Source organism: Paenarthrobacter sp. YIM B13468 (assembly GCF_042788025.1).
Lineage (GTDB): Bacteria > Actinomycetota > Actinomycetes > Actinomycetales > Micrococcaceae > Arthrobacter > Arthrobacter aromaticivorans.
Map to the genome: position 1 here is coordinate 156,355 of NZ_JBHZPI010000007.1, position 17,397 is coordinate 173,751.

Below are 17,397 nucleotides of genomic sequence, written 5' to 3' on the forward strand. Positions count from 1 at the left end.
GTGCGCAGTTCACGGCAAAGTGGCAGGAACTACAGGCAAGATAGGTACATGCTCCTTGCTTCCCGCCGCCGCCTGCGCGCCGAAGTACTCATCGTACTGGGCCTGTCTTTGGGCCAGTCCGCTGTGTACTCCGTGGTGCAGCTACTGGACAAGATGACGCGCGCGCCGCTGTCCGAGGCAACGTCGACGCTTAACAGGTCCCAAAGCACCCGCGAGTACTTCGACCTCACGTACCAACTGCTGGACATTATCTTCGCTTTGGTGCCGGTGGTCCTGGTGTTCTATTTCCTGTCATCGCATGCCCAAGGTGGCCGGGAAAGTGCGAGTGGCTTTGCCCGGTTGGGGTTCAACTTCGCACGCCCCGGCAAGGACCTCTTGCACGGACTGGGACTCGCAGCCGCCATTGGCATTCCTTCACTTGGCCTGTACGCGGCCGGTCGCGCCCTCGGAATCACCACCGCCATTGTGCCCAGCGGCCTGGAGGCTTACTGGTGGACAGTACCTGTGTTGATTCTCTCCGCGATTCGCCACGCGATCGTTGAGGAAGTGATCGTCGTGGGATACCTCATGGACCGCTTCGGAAAATTCGGCTGGAGTACGCCGCTGGCCATTGTCGTGAGCGCGGCCCTTCGTGGCAGCTACCACTTGTATCAAGGCTTCGGGCCGTTCATCGGCAACTTCGCCATGGGCTTGGTCTTCGCCTGGATCTATACAAAGACGAAGCGGGTGATGCCTTTAGTCATTGCACATGCGCTGCTGGACATCGTCGCGTTCGTTGGCTTTAGCCTCTTCGGCAAGGCGATAGGCCTGGGGTAGGGATCCTTGAAGCTAGTGGACCCTTAAAGAGAAATTCGGCCGCCATCGGTGGGTGACGTCGTTGGCACCCGCTGATGGCGGCCGAAGCTTGAAGGCGTGCGTCAGATGGTGACGGCGCCGGATGCGGTTTCGAAAGTGACGGACATGATGCCAGGCGTACCGTGCGGGGCCATCCACTGGACAGCGACGTCCTCGAGTGGCTTCTCCACGGGTTCGCCCAGCCATTCGGTAACGCGTTCCGCCGAGCCCGCAATCGTGAGGCTAGACATCTTGACGTCACTCTCGTAGACCTTGGACGGGTGCAGTGAGGGATCGCCCTCCCACTTGAGCAGGTACGGCACCTGGGGATCGGCGATCAAGCCGAGAATGCCGATCTGCTGCCACACGAGTTCGCGGCCATCCGGGAACTTGCGGTTGCCCGGAACAGCGGAGCGGCCGAGGCGTTCCTCGAAGGGGGCGAGGTCGTCAACGGCGACGCACCAGCCCATCCAACCGCCGCCAGCCGCCGAGCGTGCGCGGACTGCCTGGCCAAAGGGTGCCTTGTCAGAAGCAGGGTGGTCCAGGACCTCTACGACTTCCAGGTATTTGTTATCCGCCAAGGGAATGATCATGTTCCGGGTGCCGAAGCGCGGGTGCACTCCGCCCCGGACTGCGTCCACTCCCAGAGCTGCGGAAATTCGTTCGGTAGTGGCCAAAAGGCCATCTCGTTCACAAGCGTAAGAGACGTGATCCATGCGCATGGCTTCATCTTGGCACTTTGTGATCGGGGTCTCAGCTAAGGCGAGCCTAACTAACATGGGACGTTATTCCGCGCTACCGGAACGCGTCACGCCGGGTCGCGTAAAGACTGAAAAATACTGTCTTCGTCACAAAACTGTCCAAGTCCCCGGGCGCTTCCTAGACTGGCCCCAGCCCACGCCTACAGCGATCAACGGCAAATCCGCGCGCCACTAAGAGGAGAATTCAATGTCCCAAGGATGGTCTTTCGAAACCCGCCAGATCCACGCAGGCCAGGAGCCTGACTCTGCCACGGGAGCGCGGTCGCTTCCGATCTACCAGACCACGTCCTTCGTTTTCCCGAGCGCAGAGAGCGCAGCCAACCGCTTTGCACTGGCCGAGCTCGCCCCGATCTACACTCGTATCGGCAACCCAACACAGGATGCCGTGGAGCAACGGATCGCCAGCCTCGAAGGCGGGCTGGGCGCGTTGCTCCTTAGCTCAGGACAGGCCGCGGAAACCTTCGCCATCCTGAACATTGCCGAGGCCGGAGACCACGTCGTCGCCAGTCCCAGCCTTTATGGCGGCACCTACAACCTGCTGGCGCACACGCTGAAGAAGTTCGGCATCTCCGTGACGTTCGTGGAGGATCCGGACAACCTGGACCAGTGGCGGGACGCCGTGCAGCCCAACACCAAGCTGTTCTTCGGCGAGGTGGTGTCCAATCCGCGCCAAGACGTGCTGGACATCGAGGGCATTTCGCGCACCGCGCATGAGGCTGGTGTGCCGCTCATCGTGGATAACACGCTCGCCACCCCCTACCTCATCCGTCCCATCGAGTGGGGTGCGGACATCGTGGTGCACTCGGCTACCAAGTATCTGGGCGGCCACGGCGCAGCGATCGCCGGCGTGATCGTGGACTCCGGAAACTTTGACTTCGGCAAGGACCCGGAGCGCTTCCCTGGATTCAATACTCCCGACCCCAGCTACAACGGACTCGTTTACGCCCGCGACCTCGGCAAGGACGGCGCGCTCGGAGCCAACCTCTCCTACATTCTCAAGGCGCGCGTGCAATTGCTGCGCGATCTGGGTTCGGCGGTTTCCCCGTTCAACGCCTTCCTCATCGCCCAGGGGCTGGAAACCCTGAGCCTGCGGGTCGAGCGCCACGTCTCGAACGCCACCAAAGTAGCTGAGTGGTTGGAAGCCCACGACGACGTCGAGTCAGTCGCCTTCGCGGGTCTGCCGTCCAGCCCTTGGTACGACCGTGGCCGCAAGTACGGGCCCAGGGGTACCGGTGCAGTGGTGGCATTCAACATCAAGGGTGGCGTCGAGGCCGGCAAGCGATTCGTCGATGGCCTGGAGTTGCACTCCCATGTTGCCAACATTGGTGACGTCCGCTCGCTGGTTATCCACCCGGCGTCGACTACCCACAGCCAGCTCACGGCCGAACAGCAGTTGGTTGCGGGCGTGAATCCAGGCCTTGTCCGCCTGTCCGTGGGAATAGAGCACGTGGACGACATTATTGCTGATCTTGAGGCCGGTTTCCGGGCTGCCAAAGGCGCTTAGGGGGCGTCCGATTACGGCAGCTGAACCTCGCGTTTGAGCCGTTAAGACAGCCGGTGCGCGGCCTGGCCGCCCGTCGACGAAAATTCGCCGGGCGGCCCTCCGCAGTGCGTGTTCCTGAACGAAGCGGCCCCAAACCGTCACACAGCTGTCACATTCTTCGCCAAAACAGCGGTATTTTTCCTAGACTCTACGTATTAGGTCATGAGTGCCAGTGACAGCCCCGGCTTGCTGGCCGGCAACCCTCCTCCGCGGTGGGGTGCCCCGGGTGAAGACCTGGCCTGTCGCACGCAAGGCGGCAGGCAAGCGCGAGGTTAGGTGTCAAAGGAATGACCATTACTGCTACAGCACCCCCCAAACCAGGCAAAGAAGACGGGACGGTCAAGTACGCCGGTGTAGGTTCGCTGGAACTTGAAGCCGGCGGTTTTCTCCCGGACGTTGTGCTTGCCTACGAAACCTGGGGTCAGTTGAACGAGGATGCGTCCAACGCCGTCCTGGTTCAGCACGCATTGACGGGAAGCACACACGTGGCCCGCGGTGCCACCGATGAGGAAGGCTGGTGGGAGCAACTCGTTGGCCCCGGTGCGACGATCGACACCAACCGGTTCTTCGTCATCTCCATCAACATTGTGGGCGGCTGTTACGGCAGTACGGGCCCGTCGTCCGAGGCGCCGGACGGGCGGCCTTGGGGATCCCGGTTCCCGCTGATAACTTTGCGCGACAGCACGGTGGCTGAAGCCCGTCTCGCGGATGCGTTGGGGATCAAGGCATGGCACGCCGTCCTTGGTGGTTCCATGGGTGGGGCGCGGGCACTTGAATGGGCGGTGACCTTCCCTGAGCGTGTACAGCGGTGCGCGGTTATTTCTGTCGGCGCCTACAGCACGGCCGAGCAAATCGCTTTCGCCCAGTCGCAGACGCTCGCCATCCGCCAGGACCCGAACTTCAACAACGGCGATTACTACGGCGGACCAACACCGGAGGCGGGCCTTGCCCTGGCCCGACGCATAGCGCACATCACGTACCGGTCAGCGCTGGAGCTTGATTTCCGTTTCGGCCGGGAAGCCCAGCACCAAGAGACGCCCCTGGCCGCTCCGGTCCTCGGGGAGCGTGGCCGCTACCAGGTGGAAAGCTACCTCGACCACCAAGGCACCAAGCTGGTGCGCCGGTTCGATGCGAACAGTTACATCGCCATCACCGAGGCACTCATGTCCCACGACATCAGCCGGGGCCGGGGCACGTTGCAGGAAGCCCTGGCCAGCGCCACTGCTGAATTCTTTGTGGCAGCCGTCGACTCCGACCGCCTTTATTTTCCGGCCCAGTCATTGGAACTGGCAAAAAATCTGCCAGGCAATGTGCCCGTCCACGTGATCGAAGCCCCCATCGGACACGATGGCTTCCTCACCGAAATCGGGCAGCTGTCAGCCCAACTACGCGAGGCTTTCTTCGCCTAAGCCGGCTCATCCGTTCATGATGTCGCCGCGCTGCTTCATGTAGTCCTCCATCGCGATCTCGCCGTTGCTGAACTTGAGGTCCAGTTCGGCGAGCTTTCGCGCGCGGAATCCTTGCTGCTCAGAGCCGCTGTGGCTCGGAAACGTAGGTGAAGAAGCGTTCGACGCCGGTCCTGGCGGCGGTGGGGCATCGGCAGGGCGGATGGTGGTGGGTTCCCCGGGATAGCCCGGGTAGTTCTGGGTGGGATATGGCGGTGCCGGATAATTCTGCTGCGGGTAACCCGGTCCGGGAAGATTCTGCGGAGGATAGCCGGGGCCCGGATAGTTTGGGCCCGGGAAATTACGGTCCTGAAGCCGGCGGGCCCGGGACCGGTTGTAAAGGCGGATCCCCATGGGAATCAGCCACGAGCAGACGATGATCCAGAAGATCAGATTGTTCACGGTGCAAGCCTCCTAGGTCTTAACCCAGCTTAGTCCCGCACTTTCACACGAGCTTTGTCTCCATGCCCAGGAACCTCCCGTAGCGTTCCACTTCTGCATCCAGGGCTTGTTGTTCGGCTGTTGTGACCGGCCTGTTCATCCTGATGTCGAGTTCGCAGATCCCGCCGGAGAAGCCGTGGCGCCACCATCCGGCCAACCTGCCATCCAGCAACACCACGTGAATGGGAGCATCACCCTCCGGCAAATAGGGCGCCCTTCCACCGAGGTAATGCCTCGATTGGGAATAGCCCATCACGTACTCGTCGTAGCACTGGATGAGATCGGCGCGGGGGAGGAGCGGCCCATCATCAGTTGGCGGGGGAGTCACTGCAAGTGCTTCCACGTCTTCGGCTGGCAAGTAGAAATCCAGGCCGTCAATTGCCACAGTCGCCAAGGCGCCAGGCATGGACTCTTCAGCTATCTGTAAGCCAAGCCGTACATCTTTCATGGTCAGTCCCGACCACGCGGCACAGTCCTTGATGGTGGCAGGACCCCGGCTGGTGAAGTACCGCAGGGCCAGCTGGCCCAAAGCCCATTCCCGGTCGTCGCCCGTCAACGATGCACTGCCATTATCGGGCACACGTTCGTCGAACAAGGCGTACGTCTGTTTCAGTGCACCCCCTGCAGAACGGACCGGGGCGCCGCTCACCAGGATTTTGCTGATCTCCGCGTGCATGAGGTGGTAAACGAAGCCAAGCCCTTTGCCAGGAAAGCCTGCCTGTTCCAGTACCCCGGCTAATTCTTCGCGCGTTTTGTGGGCTCCACCGGCCACCGCCTCGGCAAGGATGTGCCCGCTGCGGGCGGCGGCGTGCTCATCAACTCCCGTCTGCCTGTACATGCCCTTGTTGCCTTGATGAAGGCGCTCCGCAGACAACCCCATCAACCAGCCGAGATCGTCGCGGTGCACAAAATGCCACGTCGGCCGCAGGATATGCGTCCGGAGGATCCCGCCCTCAGCCACCGCCTGCTCAACCTCATCGGCGGTGACCCCGGGCGCACGCTGGGCAACGCTCCACCTGGCATAGGGAAATTCCTGCGACTGCACCGCAAGGAGGTTTCGCAGCACGTCATCAATGGTTTCGCCGTAGGGATTCCGCAACTGCTGCCGCCGGAGCCGAAGGCGCACAATATCGTCCGGCGCCAGCGAAATGTCAGCGTGCATCGCGGAGCTCTTTCCGCGCGTCAACACTGCAAGCGACCCTCACCCTAGCCACGCGGCAGCATGGTGCCGTTGGGACCAAAGACCGGTCCCGGCGTCGGGCGTTTGGGGGTAATACCGTCGCCGGAGGATCGATGCCGCAACCTGCGGATAACCCAGGGAACAAAGTACTCACGGGCCCACACCAGATCCGAGGAACGGGCCTCACGCCAGGTGCGGACCGGCAAGGGCTTCGGCACCAGGGGTTCGAGGGTGTGCTGGACGTTCAGGGCTTCCAGCACCATCATCGCGATGGTGTGGTGTCCCAGCGGTGAGAAGTGCAGGCGGTCTTCGTCCCACATCCGGGGATCGGCCAACTGCCTCAGGGACCACATATCCGCGATGATTGCGTCGTGCCGTGCCGCCACAGTCCTAAGGTTTTCGTTGTAAATGGCCACCTTGCCGCGGATGCGGCCCAACACCGAGGACGCAGTGTCCGGTCCGTTGAACAACACCACAGTGGCACCACCGGAGCCCAGTTCCTGGACTGCGGCATCCAGCTTCTCCGCCAACAGGTCCGGGTCGCCACCGGGCCGGATGAGGTCGTTGCCGCCAGCCGAAATCGAGACAAGGTCCGGCTGGAGTTCCAGGCAAGGAGCAATTTGTTCATCCACGATCTGCTGCAGCAGCCGCCCACGGATAGCAAGATTGGCGTAAGCGAAATCCTCATGACCGCGGCCCAGTTCTTCCGCTACACGGTCAGCCCATCCGCGGAAGCCGCCGGGGTTCTGCGGCTCGGGATCACCGATGCCTTCCGTAAACGAATCCCCCAGTGCCACGTAACGGCTCCAAGGGTGTGGTTGAACCGGTTCGCCCGGCTTCACCAATGAATTGACGTCACTCACGCTTTCCATCCTGCCTTGAACCTGCGAACCTACGCCACCGTAGGTTGTTACCCATCAGTAACTGCAAGAATAGACCCATGACTGAAGCCGTTGCATTCCCCACGCCCGTTGTCCTGTGGTCCCATGACGAAGCTGAACGGGAGGGCAAACCGCTTCTGGTGCTGCTGCATGGCTACGGCTCCAATGAGGACGATCTCTTCAGCCTCGCCGGCCTGCTTCCCGAGGGCTTTGTGGTGGCTTCCCTGCGCGCGCCGATGCCCATGGGCCCCGGCTTCACCTGGTTCCCGCTCACCGCGTCAATCGACTATTCCTTGGAAGCAGTAAAGCTTGCCGCGGAGTATGCCCTTGAATGGTTGGATACGGTCAAAGCCAATCATTCTTCAGTGACGCTCCTCGGCTTCTCCATGGGCATGGCCATGGCGACCACCATGCTCCGGTACCGTCCCACGGACTTCGCTGCCGTCGTCGGGCTTTCGGGTTTTGTGGTGGACGCCGGCGACGACCCCGCCTTCCGCGATGCCGAACTGGACGGCACCTTGCCGATGTTCTGGGGCCGCGACCAGCAGGACCCCGTCATCACTCCGGACAAGATCGAATACACCATGGGATGGGTGCGCAAGCACGTGGACCTCACCAAGGTGCTCTACACGGGCATGTGGCATGGCATTAATCAGCAGGAAATCGGCCATGTAGGAGAATTCCTGACGCACAAAGTCCTCGCGTCTTAAAGCAACGCGGGGTCACTTACGGCCCATAGATGGCCTCACCATGGGCCCTAAGTGACCCCGCGTTGCTTCAGGCGGTGGTGATCCGGACAGTCTGGCCGTTGACGGTAACGGTGTCTCCGGCGTGCAGCTGGCGGCCGCGGCGGTCTTCGATTTCGTCGTTGACCTTGACCAAGCCGTTCTTGATGAGCTCCGTTGCTTCAACGCCGTCCTCCACGAGGTTGGCGAGCTTCAGCAGCTGGCCGAGGCGGATCATGTCGTCGCGGATGGGGATCTCTTCGATTTCCGGGTTGCTCATAGAGCAATGATGCCTGAAGTAGTGTGGTGACGGTGCCGAATCCTTCCCACCGTCCCACCATTCCGCTTGCCCTCGGGCTCCCGCTTGCCTTGGTCACAGGCCTGGTCTTGCCGCTCCAAGGACGCATCAACGGGGCGCTCGCCATCAAGCTGGAGGACGGCATTACCGCTTCTGTGGTGAGCTTCACCACAGGCCTGTTGGTGATCGCGGCGATATCGGTCCTTACGCCCAAAGGCAGGTCGGGTCTGCAGAGCATCCTTCCGGCGGTCCGCAATCGCAGCTTCCCGCCCTTCTACGTCATGGCCGGGGCTGTTGGCGCCCTTTTCGTCATTGCGCAGTCCTTCACGGTCGGCCTGCTGGGCGTCGCGCTGTTCACCGTCGCCACCGTCACCGGACAGACCCTCAGCGGCCTGCTGGTGGATCGGATGGGCATCGCTCCCGGCGGCAAACGCTCCATCACCGCCGTGCGGGTCGTGGGAAGCGTGCTCACCGTGGCCGCGGTCGCCTGGGCCGTGTCCCCGCGCTTTGGGGGAACGGACGACGTCGGAGCTTTGGTGCTGCCGGTCATCCTGCCTCTGGTGGCGGGTTTCCTCATGAGCTTCCAACAGGCCATGAACGGGACCGCCACCGTCCATTACGGCACCCCCATCGCGGCCACGCTCGTCAATTTCCTGGCCGGTTCCGCCGTCCTCTGGGCGGCCTTGCTGGTCAAGCTTGCGGTAGCCGGGGCCGGGAATCCCCTTCCCTCCGAGTGGTGGTATTACGTCGCCGGACCGTTGGGATGCATCGCCATCGGCCTGGCAGCCCTCCTGGTGCGGAGCCTTGGTGTGCTGATTACCGGTCTTGGCATGATTGCCGGGCAGCTGGTGGGCTCCCTGGTGCTCGACGTCGTGATCCCCACTGCCGGGACGGTGGTCGCCTTGCCCACGGTGCTGGGCACGCTCTTGACCCTCGCGGCGATCGTCGTGGCCAGCCTTCCCTGGCCAAAGGGATCCTTCGCACGAAGGCCAGGTGCCAAAGGCCGGTAGGGTAAGTAGAACGCATTAGTTGACGCAGTAGAACCAAGTATCCAACAGCATCACATCCCAAGCACCCCGCCCGGACAACCTCGTCCGGAACCCGGGGCCAAACCACCGCGGACCGCACCCAGCGGCCCTGTAGAACAAATGGAGTACCCATGGCAGCAAAATCCGTTCTTGACCAGGTCATTTCCCTCTCCAAGCGGAGGGGCTTTGTCTTCCAGGCCGGTGAAATCTATGGTGGCTCGCGTTCGGCGTGGGATTACGGACCCCTTGGTGCGGAACTGAAGGAGAACATCAAGCGCCAGTGGTGGCAGAGCATGGTCCGCGGCCGCGAAGACGTCGTAGGCTTGGACTCCTCAGTCATCCTTCCCCGCCAGGTCTGGGAAGCATCCGGCCACGTAGAGGTGTTCTCTGACCCCCTGGTGGAATGCCTTTCCTGCCACAAGCGCTACCGTGCTGACCACCTCGAGGAAGAGTACGAGGAAAAGAAGGGCCGTCCCGCCGAGAACGGATTGAAGGACATTGCCTGCGCCAACTGCGGCACCCGCGGCCAGTGGACGGAGCCGCAGGAGTTCTCCGGCCTCCTGAAGACCTTCCTTGGCCCGGTGGCCAACGATGAAGGCATGCACTACCTGCGCCCGGAAACGGCACAGGGCATCTTCGTGAACTTCAACAACGTCCTGACCACCTCCCGGAAGAAGCCGCCGTTCGGCATTGGCCAGATCGGAAAGTCCTTCCGCAACGAGATCACGCCGGGCAACTTCATCTTCCGTACCCGCGAGTTCGAACAAATGGAAATGGAATTCTTCGTCGAGCCCGGCACGGATGAGGAATGGCACCAGTACTGGATGAAGGAGCGCATGTCCTGGTACACCAGCCTGGGCATCCGTGAAGAAAACCTCCGCTTCTTCGAGCACCCGCTTGAGAAGCTGAGCCACTACTCCAAGGGCACCACGGACATCGAGTACCGCTTCGGCTTCCAAGGCTCCGAGTGGGGCGAACTCGAGGGCATCGCCAACCGTACGGACTTCGACCTCTCCACGCATGCCAAGGCCTCCGGTACGGACCTGAGCTACTTCAACCAGGCCACCAACGAGCGCTACACCCCCTACGTGATCGAGCCCGCGGCGGGCCTGACACGTTCCTTCATGGCCTTCCTGATTGACGCCTACACCGAAGACGAGGCTCCCAACGCCAAGGGCGGCGTCGACGTCCGTACGGTCCTGAAGCTGGATCCGCGGCTTGCGCCGGTCAAGGCAGCCGTCCTGCCCCTGAGCCGCAACGAGGACCTGTCTCCGAAGGCAAAGGCGCTGGGCACCCAATTGCGCAAGAACTGGAACATCGACTTCGACGACGCCGGCGCCATCGGCCGCCGTTACCGTCGCCAGGATGAGATCGGAACTCCGTTCTGCATCACGGTGGACTTCGATACCCTCGAAGACCAGGCCGTGACCATCCGTGAGCGCGACACCATGAGCCAGGAACGCGTGTCCCTGGACAAGGTTGAGGCTTATCTGGCAGCACGTCTGATCGGCGCCTAACCGTGGCTTTGGAATACCGCGAGTGGAAGGAAGGCGACGACCTCGCCCTCCTGGAAATCTGGGGCGGGCCGGAGACCCTGCCTGCAGAACAGTTCCGTGCTGCTTTGGCGCCGTCGAGCAACCAGCCTTGGCGTCGCTGCATCGTTGCCGAGGATGTCGTTGACGGCGTTCGCATCCCCGTTGCCGCCGGCGTGGTCCACGAGGCTTCGCTGCACCCTGAACGTCTGTGGGCCTATATCGAGGTTGCCAAGGACCATCGCAGGAACGGCGTCGGAGCCACCCTGCTGACCATGCTGCGCCGCGAAGCCGGGAACTCGCCGTCGGGCGTTTCCAAGCTCCGCACCAAAGTTGAGCCGGGCACGCCCGGGGCCGCTTTCGCCGAGGCTGCAGGTCTTGGACCCATCCAGCGTTCACAGTTGGTTGTGGTGGAGCCTGAGCCGCTGAAGCTGCCGCGGTTCGGCGATGGTTCTGAAGAAGCTGCCTCTGAACGGGTGGAGGACCTGGCCACCGGATCCGTGGAACTCAGCGAAGTAGTGGGCAGCTACTACTCAGCCGTCCATCACTGGGACAGCCCGGGTGAGCTCAGCGTTGCTACTGTGCAGCGGCTCTTCCTTCACGATCTCACGGGGGCGCACGGGGCCATTGTGCTTCGTGCACCGAAGGCAAGTGCCTTTGGTGAGGGAGTGCCGGCCAGCCGAAAAGGCAAGATCCAGGCCTTCGCCATCAGCTACGCCCAGGGCAACTCCGAGGAGCCCTCGGATGTCTTCCTGGGTCACGATCCGAAGCTGTCCGCCGACGACGCAGAGTCTGCCGTCCGGGATCTTCTGGCCCTTATTGCGTACCAGCACCCCGTGCTGTTGGAAGTGGACGAATCCATGACGGCACTGCGCAGCGTCCTGGCGCCCTTGCTGGAGTCGGGCAAGGCCCACGTTCGTGGCGCTGACACGCTGATCGTGAGCGACTGACCACGTATCTGCAGGTCCGGATCCCGCTTTGCCCATCGCCGATGGGCAGGGCGGGATCCTCGCTTTAAGCCCAGCTCGCATTCATGGTGAAAGGGTCTTGACGCGGCCACGGCGCAGGAGTAGGAAGGCGACGTAAGCCACGCGCCGGCACACTCGGAGGGAAGCGGCGTTTGTGGAACAGCTCCGGTCTCTGCTCTGAAGCGGCGGTAACAACAATGAATGGAACGTCCTTGGACGGGCTGCGGGACCAGCTGCGTGGGCAGCTCATCACTCCCGAAGACCCTGAATACGATTCGGCACGTGCAGTCTTCAACGCCATGGTGGACAAGCGGCCCGCGGGCATCGTCCGGGTTGCCCAGGTGGCGGATGTGATCGCGGGGGTGAACTTTGCCCGGGAGAATTCCATGCCCCTGGCCATCCGGGGTGGCGGACACAGTGCGCCAGGCTTTGGAACGTGGGACGACGCCCTGGTCCTTGACTTCGTGAACCGGACGGGGGTCCGCGTGGATCCGGAGAGCTCGACTGCGAGGGCCGAAGGCGGAACGACATGGGCTGACTTCAACCACGCAACCCACGCCTTCGGACTGGCGACCACTGGCGGGATCGTCGGTTCCACGGGAGTGGCCGGACTGACCCTGGGCGGTGGCATAGGATATTTGGCCCGTAAGTACGGGCTCTCCTGCGACAACCTCATTTCGGCCGATGTGGTCACGGCGGATGGAAAGTTCCTGGTGGCCAGCGAAGACCAAAACGAGGACCTGTTCTGGGCTCTCCGGGGCGGTGGCGGCAACTTTGGCGTGGTGACCTCGTTCGAGTTCAAGCTCCACCCCGTTGATATGGTCCATGCCGGAGTCATTCTCTACAGCGCCGAGCATACGGACACCGTTGCGCGGTTCTACCGCGAATACATCGCGAATGCGCCGGAAGAATTTGGCGCCTTCCTGGGATTCCACCAAGGTCCGCCCGTTCCGTTCCTTCCCGAGGAGTGGCATGGCAAGCCTGTCTGTGTGGTGGTGGGGATGTGGACGGGGGATATGGGAGAAGGCGAAGCACGGTGGCAGCCCTTCCTGGATGCTGCACCGGTTGCCGGCTCGCTGGTAGCTCCCATGCCCTACCCAGCCCTGAACGTTGCCTTCGACGCGCTCAACCAGAAAGGAATGCAGGGCTACTGGAAGGCGAACTTCCTGCCCGAGCTCAGTGATGGCGCCATCCAAGCTCACGCTGAGCATGGCGCGACGGTCACCAGCGTCAATACGTCTGTCCACATTTACCCCATCGACGGCGCCGTCTCACGCGTTGGCGCCAACGCCACAGCTTTTGCGCACAGGGACATGAAGTTCGCGCCGGTCATTGCCGCGCAATGGATGGAACCGACCGACAACGAAGCCAACATTGCCTGGACGCGTGCGTATGCGGCGGCTCTTGCACCGCACTCGGCGCTGGGTGGGTATATCAACTTCATGGACACCGAGGACCAGAACAGGGTCACGGACAATTACGGCCCCAACTGGGATCGTCTGGTGCAGGTCAAGAGCAAGTACGATCCCGGCAACCTTTTCCACGTGAACCAGAACATCAAGCCCGCCTGAGGGAAGGCTTTGCGGGTGATCCGGCTAGGCTTGAAACCATGAGGTTTTGCAGCTGATGGGTCACGGACACTCCCACGGTCATTCTGAAAGTTCCGAGCCAACTCCGCAGGCGATTGCATCCCGGAAGCGCGCCAACTGGCTCCTGGCTGCGGTGCTGGTTCCACTTGGAGTGCTCACTGTCATCGCCATGATGGTCATGTGGCCCTCGGGCAGCCGGGACGGAATCTCCTTTGCGAGTCCCTACCAGGCTGCCCCTGGCGTGACGTTCGATACCGGAAAGATCCAGAGCGTGGTGCAGGAAAGCTGCACACAAACCGGACAATCCACGCAAGGACAAACAGATACTGGCCAGACTGACACGGGTCAAACCGGTGCAGGCCAGTCCGGCGGATCCGACTGCACCTTTGCCTACACCCAGCCGGACAAGGGCGGGGAAGCCGTCAAGGTAGTGATCAATCCCGACGTCGCCAAGTCCCACGGCGTGGATGTGGGGGACTCGATCCGCTATCTGAACCTCTCCGGTGTCCAGGGCGCATCGCAGGGCAACGGCTCGCCGTCGTACGTTTTTGTGGATTTCGTGCGCAGCCTGCCGATTGCCCTGCTGGCTGTGCTCTACGCGGTAGTAGTGATCGCTGTGGCGCGCTGGCGTGGCTTCCGGGCCCTCCTTGGACTGGTTGGCGCTTATGCCGTGCTGGTCAGCTTCATCCTGCCGGGACTGGTGGAAGGGAAGCCTCCACTCATGCTGGCTTTGGTGGGTTCCACGGTGATCATGATCGGGGTCCTGTACTTCGCCCACGGTTTCTCGGCGAGGACGTCCACGGCACTGCTCGGAACCATCTTCGGGTTAGGCATTACAGCGTTGTTGGCGGCGTGGGCCACGGATGCTGCCAACCTTGCAGGCGTCGGTGACCATGACGCTGCCACGCTGATAAACATGTCGGACAAGATTTCAATCTCCGGCATCATCCTGTGCGGCCTGATCATCTCAGGCCTCGGCGTCCTCAACGATGTCACCATCACGCAATCCTCTGCTGTGTGGGAACTTTACGAACTGGCCCCGAACACCAGTGCACGGAAGCTGTTCTCCTCGGCGATGCGGATTGGCCGGGACCACATCGCCTCCACCGTTTACACCATTGCCTTCGCGTACGCTGGTGCCGCCCTTCCGATCCTCATCATCGTGATGCTTTACGACCGCCCGCTTGCCGAGGCCTTGACCAGTGCGGAGTTGTCCGAAGAAGTCATCCGGACACTGGTGGGCTCCATCGGCCTGGTGCTCGCCATCCCGGTTACCACGCTGATAGCCGTCCTGGTGGTCAAGGCCACAGGCGTGAAGGGTGCAGTCCCGGCGCCCGCTCTGTCCGTGAATCCGGACGACGTGGACGATACCGGTACGCTCGCAGCCGCGGCCGCCGTCGTGGGTTCCGGCCGGGTAGAAACGCTCGACGGCGGTCGGTCTCCGCGCGCCGTCGGCAAGCCTGCCCGCCCGGGGAGCCGCCGTGCCCAGCGTGAGGCGGAGCGCCGCGGCGATGGGGAAAATCCCGCCTCGTAACGCCGGAGGAGCACGGTCCGTGGCGGCAGGAGGGGCCGATTTGCCCTGATTTGCAACAATGGATGGGTGACTGTAGTAGCAACGCCCCCTGCCCCAAAGCTTGAGCTTCCGCCTTTGCAGCTCGGTGGCATCACCGTGGACACTCCCGTGATCCTTGCCCCCATGGCGGGCATCACCAACTCAGCCTTCCGCAGGCTCTGCCGTGAATACGGTGGTGGCCTGTACGTGGCCGAGATGGTTACCTCGCGTGCGCTGGTGGAACGGACTCCGGAATCGTTGCGTATCATCTCGCACGACGAGGATGAGAAAGTGCGGTCCGTGCAGCTCTACGGTGTTGACCCCGTAACGGTCGGCGCGGCAGTCCGCATGCTCGTCGAGGAAGACCGGGCTGACCACATCGACCTCAACTTCGGCTGCCCGGTGCCAAAGGTCACCCGCCGCGGTGGCGGTTCCGCGCTGCCATGGAAAATCGATCTCTTCACGTCGATCGTGCAGACCGCAGTGAAGGAAGCCTCCAAGGGTGGCATCCCGCTCACCATCAAGATGCGCAAGGGCATTGACGAGGACCACCTGACGTACCTCGACGCCGGACGGATCGCCCGCGATGCGGGAGTGGCCGCCGTCGCCCTTCACGGCCGCACCGCAGCCCAGTTCTATTCCGGCCACGCTGACTGGTCCGCCATCGCCCGCCTTCGTGAGGCGCTGCCTGACATTCCGGTGCTGGGAAACGGTGACATCTGGTCAGCAGAGGATGCTGTCCGTATGGTCCGGGAAACCGGTGTGGACGGCGTTGTGGTAGGCCGTGGTTGCCAGGGCCGTCCGTGGCTGTTCGGTGATCTGCAGGCTGCGTTCGAAGGCAGCGAGCAGCGGCACCGTCCGGGCCTGCGGGAGGTCGCCGAAGGCGTCTACCGTCACGCGGAGCTCATGGTGGAGACCTTCGGCAACGATGAGTACAAGGCACTGCGGGAAATCCGAAAGCACATGGCCTGGTACTTCAAGGGGTACGTCGTTGGCGGGGAGCTTCGCGCCAAGCTGGCCACGGTTCCCACCCTCGAGGTCCTGCGCGGTCTCCTCGAAGAGTTGGATATGGATTTGCCGTATCCTGGCATCGATTCCGAGGGTCCGCGCGGCCGTGCCGGATCACCGAAGAAGCCCGCGCTGCCCAAGGATTGGCTCGTGAGCCGTCAGCTGAACGCGGAACAGAGTGCCGAAATCTCCGCAGCAGAGCTGGACGTGTCAGGCGGCTAGCTTCACACGTGTAAGACTGGCTCAAGAGGCACCACTACTACGGCGCTTGAAGGAGGCAGATACCCATGGGAACCGAAGCGACGCTTGGCCGCACCGGAACACCGCACGACTACGTGCTGGCAATTCCGGGCTACACGGAAGCGGATTCTGCGCGGTGGGTGGAAGAACCGCGGAAGACTACGTACCGCTCCGATTTTGAACGCGACCGGGCACGGGTCCTGCATTCCTCGGCCCTGCGACGGCTGGGCGCAAAAACGCAGGTTGTTGCTCCGGATACGGACGATTTCGTCCGCACCCGTCTGACCCACAGCCTTGAGGTTGCGCAGGTCGGCCGCGAACTTGGCCGTTCACTGGGCTGCGATCCGGACGTCGTGGATACTGCGTGCCTTAGCCATGACCTCGGCCACCCACCGTTCGGCCATAACGGTGAGTCTGCCTTGAATGAGGTGGCGCACACCATTGGTGGCTTCGAAGGCAACGCGCAGACGCTGAGGTTGTTGACGCGACTGGAACCGAAAGTCCTTGCCGAGGACGGCAGGCCCGCCGGGCTCAACCTGACCCGCGCCAGCCTGGATGCTGCGTCCAAGTACCCGTGGTCCGCCGTCGACGCCCCCGTCATCCATGGCCACCGCACCAGCAAATTTGGCGCGTATGAGGACGATCTTCCCGTGTTCGAATGGCTGCGTGAGGGCGCTCCGGGTAACCGCTCCTGCATAGAGGCCCAGGTGATGGACCTCGCGGACGATATTTCCTATTCGGTCCATGACGTCGAAGACGCAATTGTCGCAGGCCACTTCCAACTGAAGTGGATGGAGAATCCGGACCACCGTGCCCGCGTAGTGGGCTACACCAAGCAGTGGTACCTCCCACACAACGATCCTGCGGACATTGATGCTGCCCTTGCCAGGCTTGAGGCCACCAAAGTGTGGGTCCGCGAGGCTGACGGCAGCCGGAAATCCATGGCTGCGCTGAAGGACATGACCAGCCAACTCATCGGCCGGTTCTGCCAAAGCGCCATGGAAACCACAAGGGACCATTTTGGCCCGGCAAACCTGACCCGCTATGGCGCCGAGCTGATGGTCCCGGAGGACACCGTGACCGAAATCGCAGTCCTGAAGGGCCTGGCCACCACGTTCGTCATTTCCACGGACCACCGCCAGCCCGTCTACGAACGCCAACGCGAAGTCCTGCACGCCTTGGTTGGCGTCTTGAACGCCACAGGCGACCGCCACCTTGAGCCGATGTTCGCTGCTGACTGGCGTGACGCGGCCGACGACGGCGCGCGGCTGCGTGTAGTGATTGACCAAGTGGCGTCTCTGACGGATGGTTCAGCGCTGGCCATGTACGAGCGCCTGGTGGGGAGCCTGCCGTCACTTTGGTAGCACCACCA

At 62.5% G+C, this 17,397-nt stretch carries 16 protein-coding genes and 1 riboswitch; of the genes, 11 read left to right on the forward strand and 5 right to left on the reverse strand.

From position 1 onward, the window contains the following. The first annotated feature begins 48 nt into the window (after nt 1–48). Nucleotides 49–816, forward strand: a complete 768-nt coding sequence (locus ACFX4T_RS09065) for a CPBP family intramembrane glutamic endopeptidase (RefSeq protein ID WP_216925365.1) — start codon at nt 49–51, stop codon at nt 814–816. A 101-nt stretch (nt 817–917) separates the two neighbouring features. On the opposite strand, the gene ACFX4T_RS09070 is transcribed toward ACFX4T_RS09065, so the two are convergent. Then, the gene (locus tag ACFX4T_RS09070; protein WP_216925364.1) at nt 918–1,556 is read right to left on the reverse strand and encodes a VOC family protein; all 639 of its coding nucleotides are present in this window, start codon (nt 1,554–1,556) and stop codon (nt 918–920) included. 226 nt (nt 1,557–1,782) lie between these two features. On the opposite strand from ACFX4T_RS09070, the gene ACFX4T_RS09075 reads away from it, so the two are divergent. After that, nucleotides 1,783–3,099, forward strand: a complete 1,317-nt coding sequence (locus ACFX4T_RS09075) for a bifunctional o-acetylhomoserine/o-acetylserine sulfhydrylase (RefSeq protein WP_216925363.1) — start codon at nt 1,783–1,785, stop codon at nt 3,097–3,099. A 197-nt stretch (nt 3,100–3,296) separates the two neighbouring features. Next, a riboswitch (SAM riboswitch) is annotated at nt 3,297–3,411 on the forward strand. Between the two features lie 14 nt (nt 3,412–3,425). Further along, nucleotides 3,426–4,547 (forward strand): homoserine O-acetyltransferase, encoded by a 1,122-nt coding sequence (locus ACFX4T_RS09080; protein WP_377651529.1) that lies wholly within the window; start codon nt 3,426–3,428, stop codon nt 4,545–4,547. 6 nt (nt 4,548–4,553) lie between these two features. On the opposite strand, the gene ACFX4T_RS09085 is transcribed toward ACFX4T_RS09080, so the two are convergent. The 3 genes from ACFX4T_RS09085 to ACFX4T_RS09095 are packed head-to-tail and all read right to left on the reverse strand — an operon-like array spanning nt 4,554 to nt 7,076. After that, nucleotides 4,554–4,985: a hypothetical protein gene (locus tag ACFX4T_RS09085; RefSeq protein ID WP_216925361.1), complete on the reverse strand. Its 432-nt coding sequence runs from the start codon at nt 4,983–4,985 to the stop codon at nt 4,554–4,556. A 43-nt stretch (nt 4,986–5,028) separates the two neighbouring features. Then, nucleotides 5,029–6,186 (reverse strand): winged helix DNA-binding domain-containing protein, encoded by a 1,158-nt coding sequence (locus ACFX4T_RS09090; protein WP_377651530.1) that lies wholly within the window; start codon nt 6,184–6,186, stop codon nt 5,029–5,031. A 44-nt stretch (nt 6,187–6,230) separates the two neighbouring features. Next, entirely contained in the window at nt 6,231–7,076 is an 846-nt protein-coding gene (locus tag ACFX4T_RS09095) for an SGNH/GDSL hydrolase family protein (RefSeq protein ID WP_377651531.1), read from the reverse strand. Nucleotides 7,077–7,144: 68 nt separating this feature from the next. On the opposite strand from ACFX4T_RS09095, the gene ACFX4T_RS09100 reads away from it, so the two are divergent. Next, a complete protein-coding gene (locus tag ACFX4T_RS09100; RefSeq protein WP_377651532.1) occupies nt 7,145–7,795 on the forward strand; it encodes an alpha/beta hydrolase in 651 nt (216 codons plus the stop codon). Between the two features lie 67 nt (nt 7,796–7,862). Here the strand turns inward: ACFX4T_RS09100 and ACFX4T_RS09105 are convergent, their stop codons facing one another. Beyond that, nucleotides 7,863–8,090, reverse strand: a complete 228-nt coding sequence (locus ACFX4T_RS09105) for an RNA-binding S4 domain-containing protein (RefSeq protein ID WP_216925357.1) — start codon at nt 8,088–8,090, stop codon at nt 7,863–7,865. Nucleotides 8,091–8,113: 23 nt separating this feature from the next. Here ACFX4T_RS09105 and ACFX4T_RS09110 point away from each other — a divergent pair, with 23 nt between their 5' ends. The 7 genes from ACFX4T_RS09110 to ACFX4T_RS09140 all read left to right on the forward strand — a co-directional run bounded on the left by ACFX4T_RS09110 (nt 8,114) and on the right by ACFX4T_RS09140 (nt 17,389). Beyond that, a complete protein-coding gene (locus tag ACFX4T_RS09110; protein WP_377651533.1) occupies nt 8,114–9,118 on the forward strand; it encodes a DMT family transporter in 1,005 nt (334 codons plus the stop codon). Nucleotides 9,119–9,267: 149 nt separating this feature from the next. Then, entirely contained in the window at nt 9,268–10,653 is a 1,386-nt protein-coding gene (locus ACFX4T_RS09115) for a glycine--tRNA ligase (protein WP_216925355.1), read from the forward strand. 2 nt (nt 10,654–10,655) lie between these two features. Beyond that, nucleotides 10,656–11,618 (forward strand): GNAT family N-acetyltransferase, encoded by a 963-nt coding sequence (locus ACFX4T_RS09120; RefSeq protein ID WP_216925354.1) that lies wholly within the window; start codon nt 10,656–10,658, stop codon nt 11,616–11,618. Between the two features lie 215 nt (nt 11,619–11,833). Further along, nucleotides 11,834–13,207 carry an FAD-binding oxidoreductase gene (locus ACFX4T_RS09125; protein ID WP_377651535.1) on the forward strand — a complete coding sequence of 458 codons (1,374 nt, stop codon included), beginning with the start codon at nt 11,834–11,836 and terminating at the stop codon, nt 13,205–13,207. A 55-nt stretch (nt 13,208–13,262) separates the two neighbouring features. Next, nucleotides 13,263–14,759 (forward strand): YibE/F family protein, encoded by a 1,497-nt coding sequence (locus ACFX4T_RS09130; protein WP_377651536.1) that lies wholly within the window; start codon nt 13,263–13,265, stop codon nt 14,757–14,759. Between the two features lie 66 nt (nt 14,760–14,825). Continuing rightward, nucleotides 14,826–16,007 (forward strand): tRNA dihydrouridine synthase DusB, encoded by a 1,182-nt coding sequence (dusB, locus tag ACFX4T_RS09135; protein WP_377651537.1) that lies wholly within the window; start codon nt 14,826–14,828, stop codon nt 16,005–16,007. Between the two features lie 65 nt (nt 16,008–16,072). After that, a complete protein-coding gene (locus ACFX4T_RS09140; protein ID WP_377651538.1) occupies nt 16,073–17,389 on the forward strand; it encodes a deoxyguanosinetriphosphate triphosphohydrolase in 1,317 nt (438 codons plus the stop codon). Nucleotides 17,390–17,397 lie beyond the last annotated feature (8 nt).

Excerpts from the sequence above, each read along its gene's own strand:
- ACFX4T_RS09065 (WP_216925365.1), top strand. The coding sequence starts at position 49 with ATGCTCCTTGCTTCCCGCCGCCGCCTGCGCGCCGAAGTACTCATCGTA.
- ACFX4T_RS09070 (WP_216925364.1), bottom strand. The coding sequence starts at position 1,556 with ATGCGCATGGATCACGTCTCTTACGCTTGTGAACGAGATGGCCTTTTG.
- ACFX4T_RS09075 (WP_216925363.1), top strand. The coding sequence starts at position 1,783 with ATGTCCCAAGGATGGTCTTTCGAAACCCGCCAGATCCACGCAGGCCAG.
- ACFX4T_RS09080 (WP_377651529.1), top strand. The coding sequence starts at position 3,426 with ATGACCATTACTGCTACAGCACCCCCCAAACCAGGCAAAGAAGACGGG.
- ACFX4T_RS09090 (WP_377651530.1), bottom strand. The coding sequence starts at position 6,186 with ATGCACGCTGACATTTCGCTGGCGCCGGACGATATTGTGCGCCTTCGG.
- ACFX4T_RS09095 (WP_377651531.1), bottom strand. The coding sequence starts at position 7,076 with ATGGAAAGCGTGAGTGACGTCAATTCATTGGTGAAGCCGGGCGAACCG.
- ACFX4T_RS09100 (WP_377651532.1), top strand. The coding sequence starts at position 7,145 with ATGACTGAAGCCGTTGCATTCCCCACGCCCGTTGTCCTGTGGTCCCAT.
- ACFX4T_RS09105 (WP_216925357.1), bottom strand. The coding sequence starts at position 8,090 with ATGAGCAACCCGGAAATCGAAGAGATCCCCATCCGCGACGACATGATC.
- ACFX4T_RS09115 (WP_216925355.1), top strand. The coding sequence starts at position 9,268 with ATGGCAGCAAAATCCGTTCTTGACCAGGTCATTTCCCTCTCCAAGCGG.
- ACFX4T_RS09125 (WP_377651535.1), top strand. The coding sequence starts at position 11,834 with ATGAATGGAACGTCCTTGGACGGGCTGCGGGACCAGCTGCGTGGGCAG.
- ACFX4T_RS09130 (WP_377651536.1), top strand. The coding sequence starts at position 13,263 with ATGGGTCACGGACACTCCCACGGTCATTCTGAAAGTTCCGAGCCAACT.
- ACFX4T_RS09140 (WP_377651538.1), top strand. The coding sequence starts at position 16,073 with ATGGGAACCGAAGCGACGCTTGGCCGCACCGGAACACCGCACGACTAC.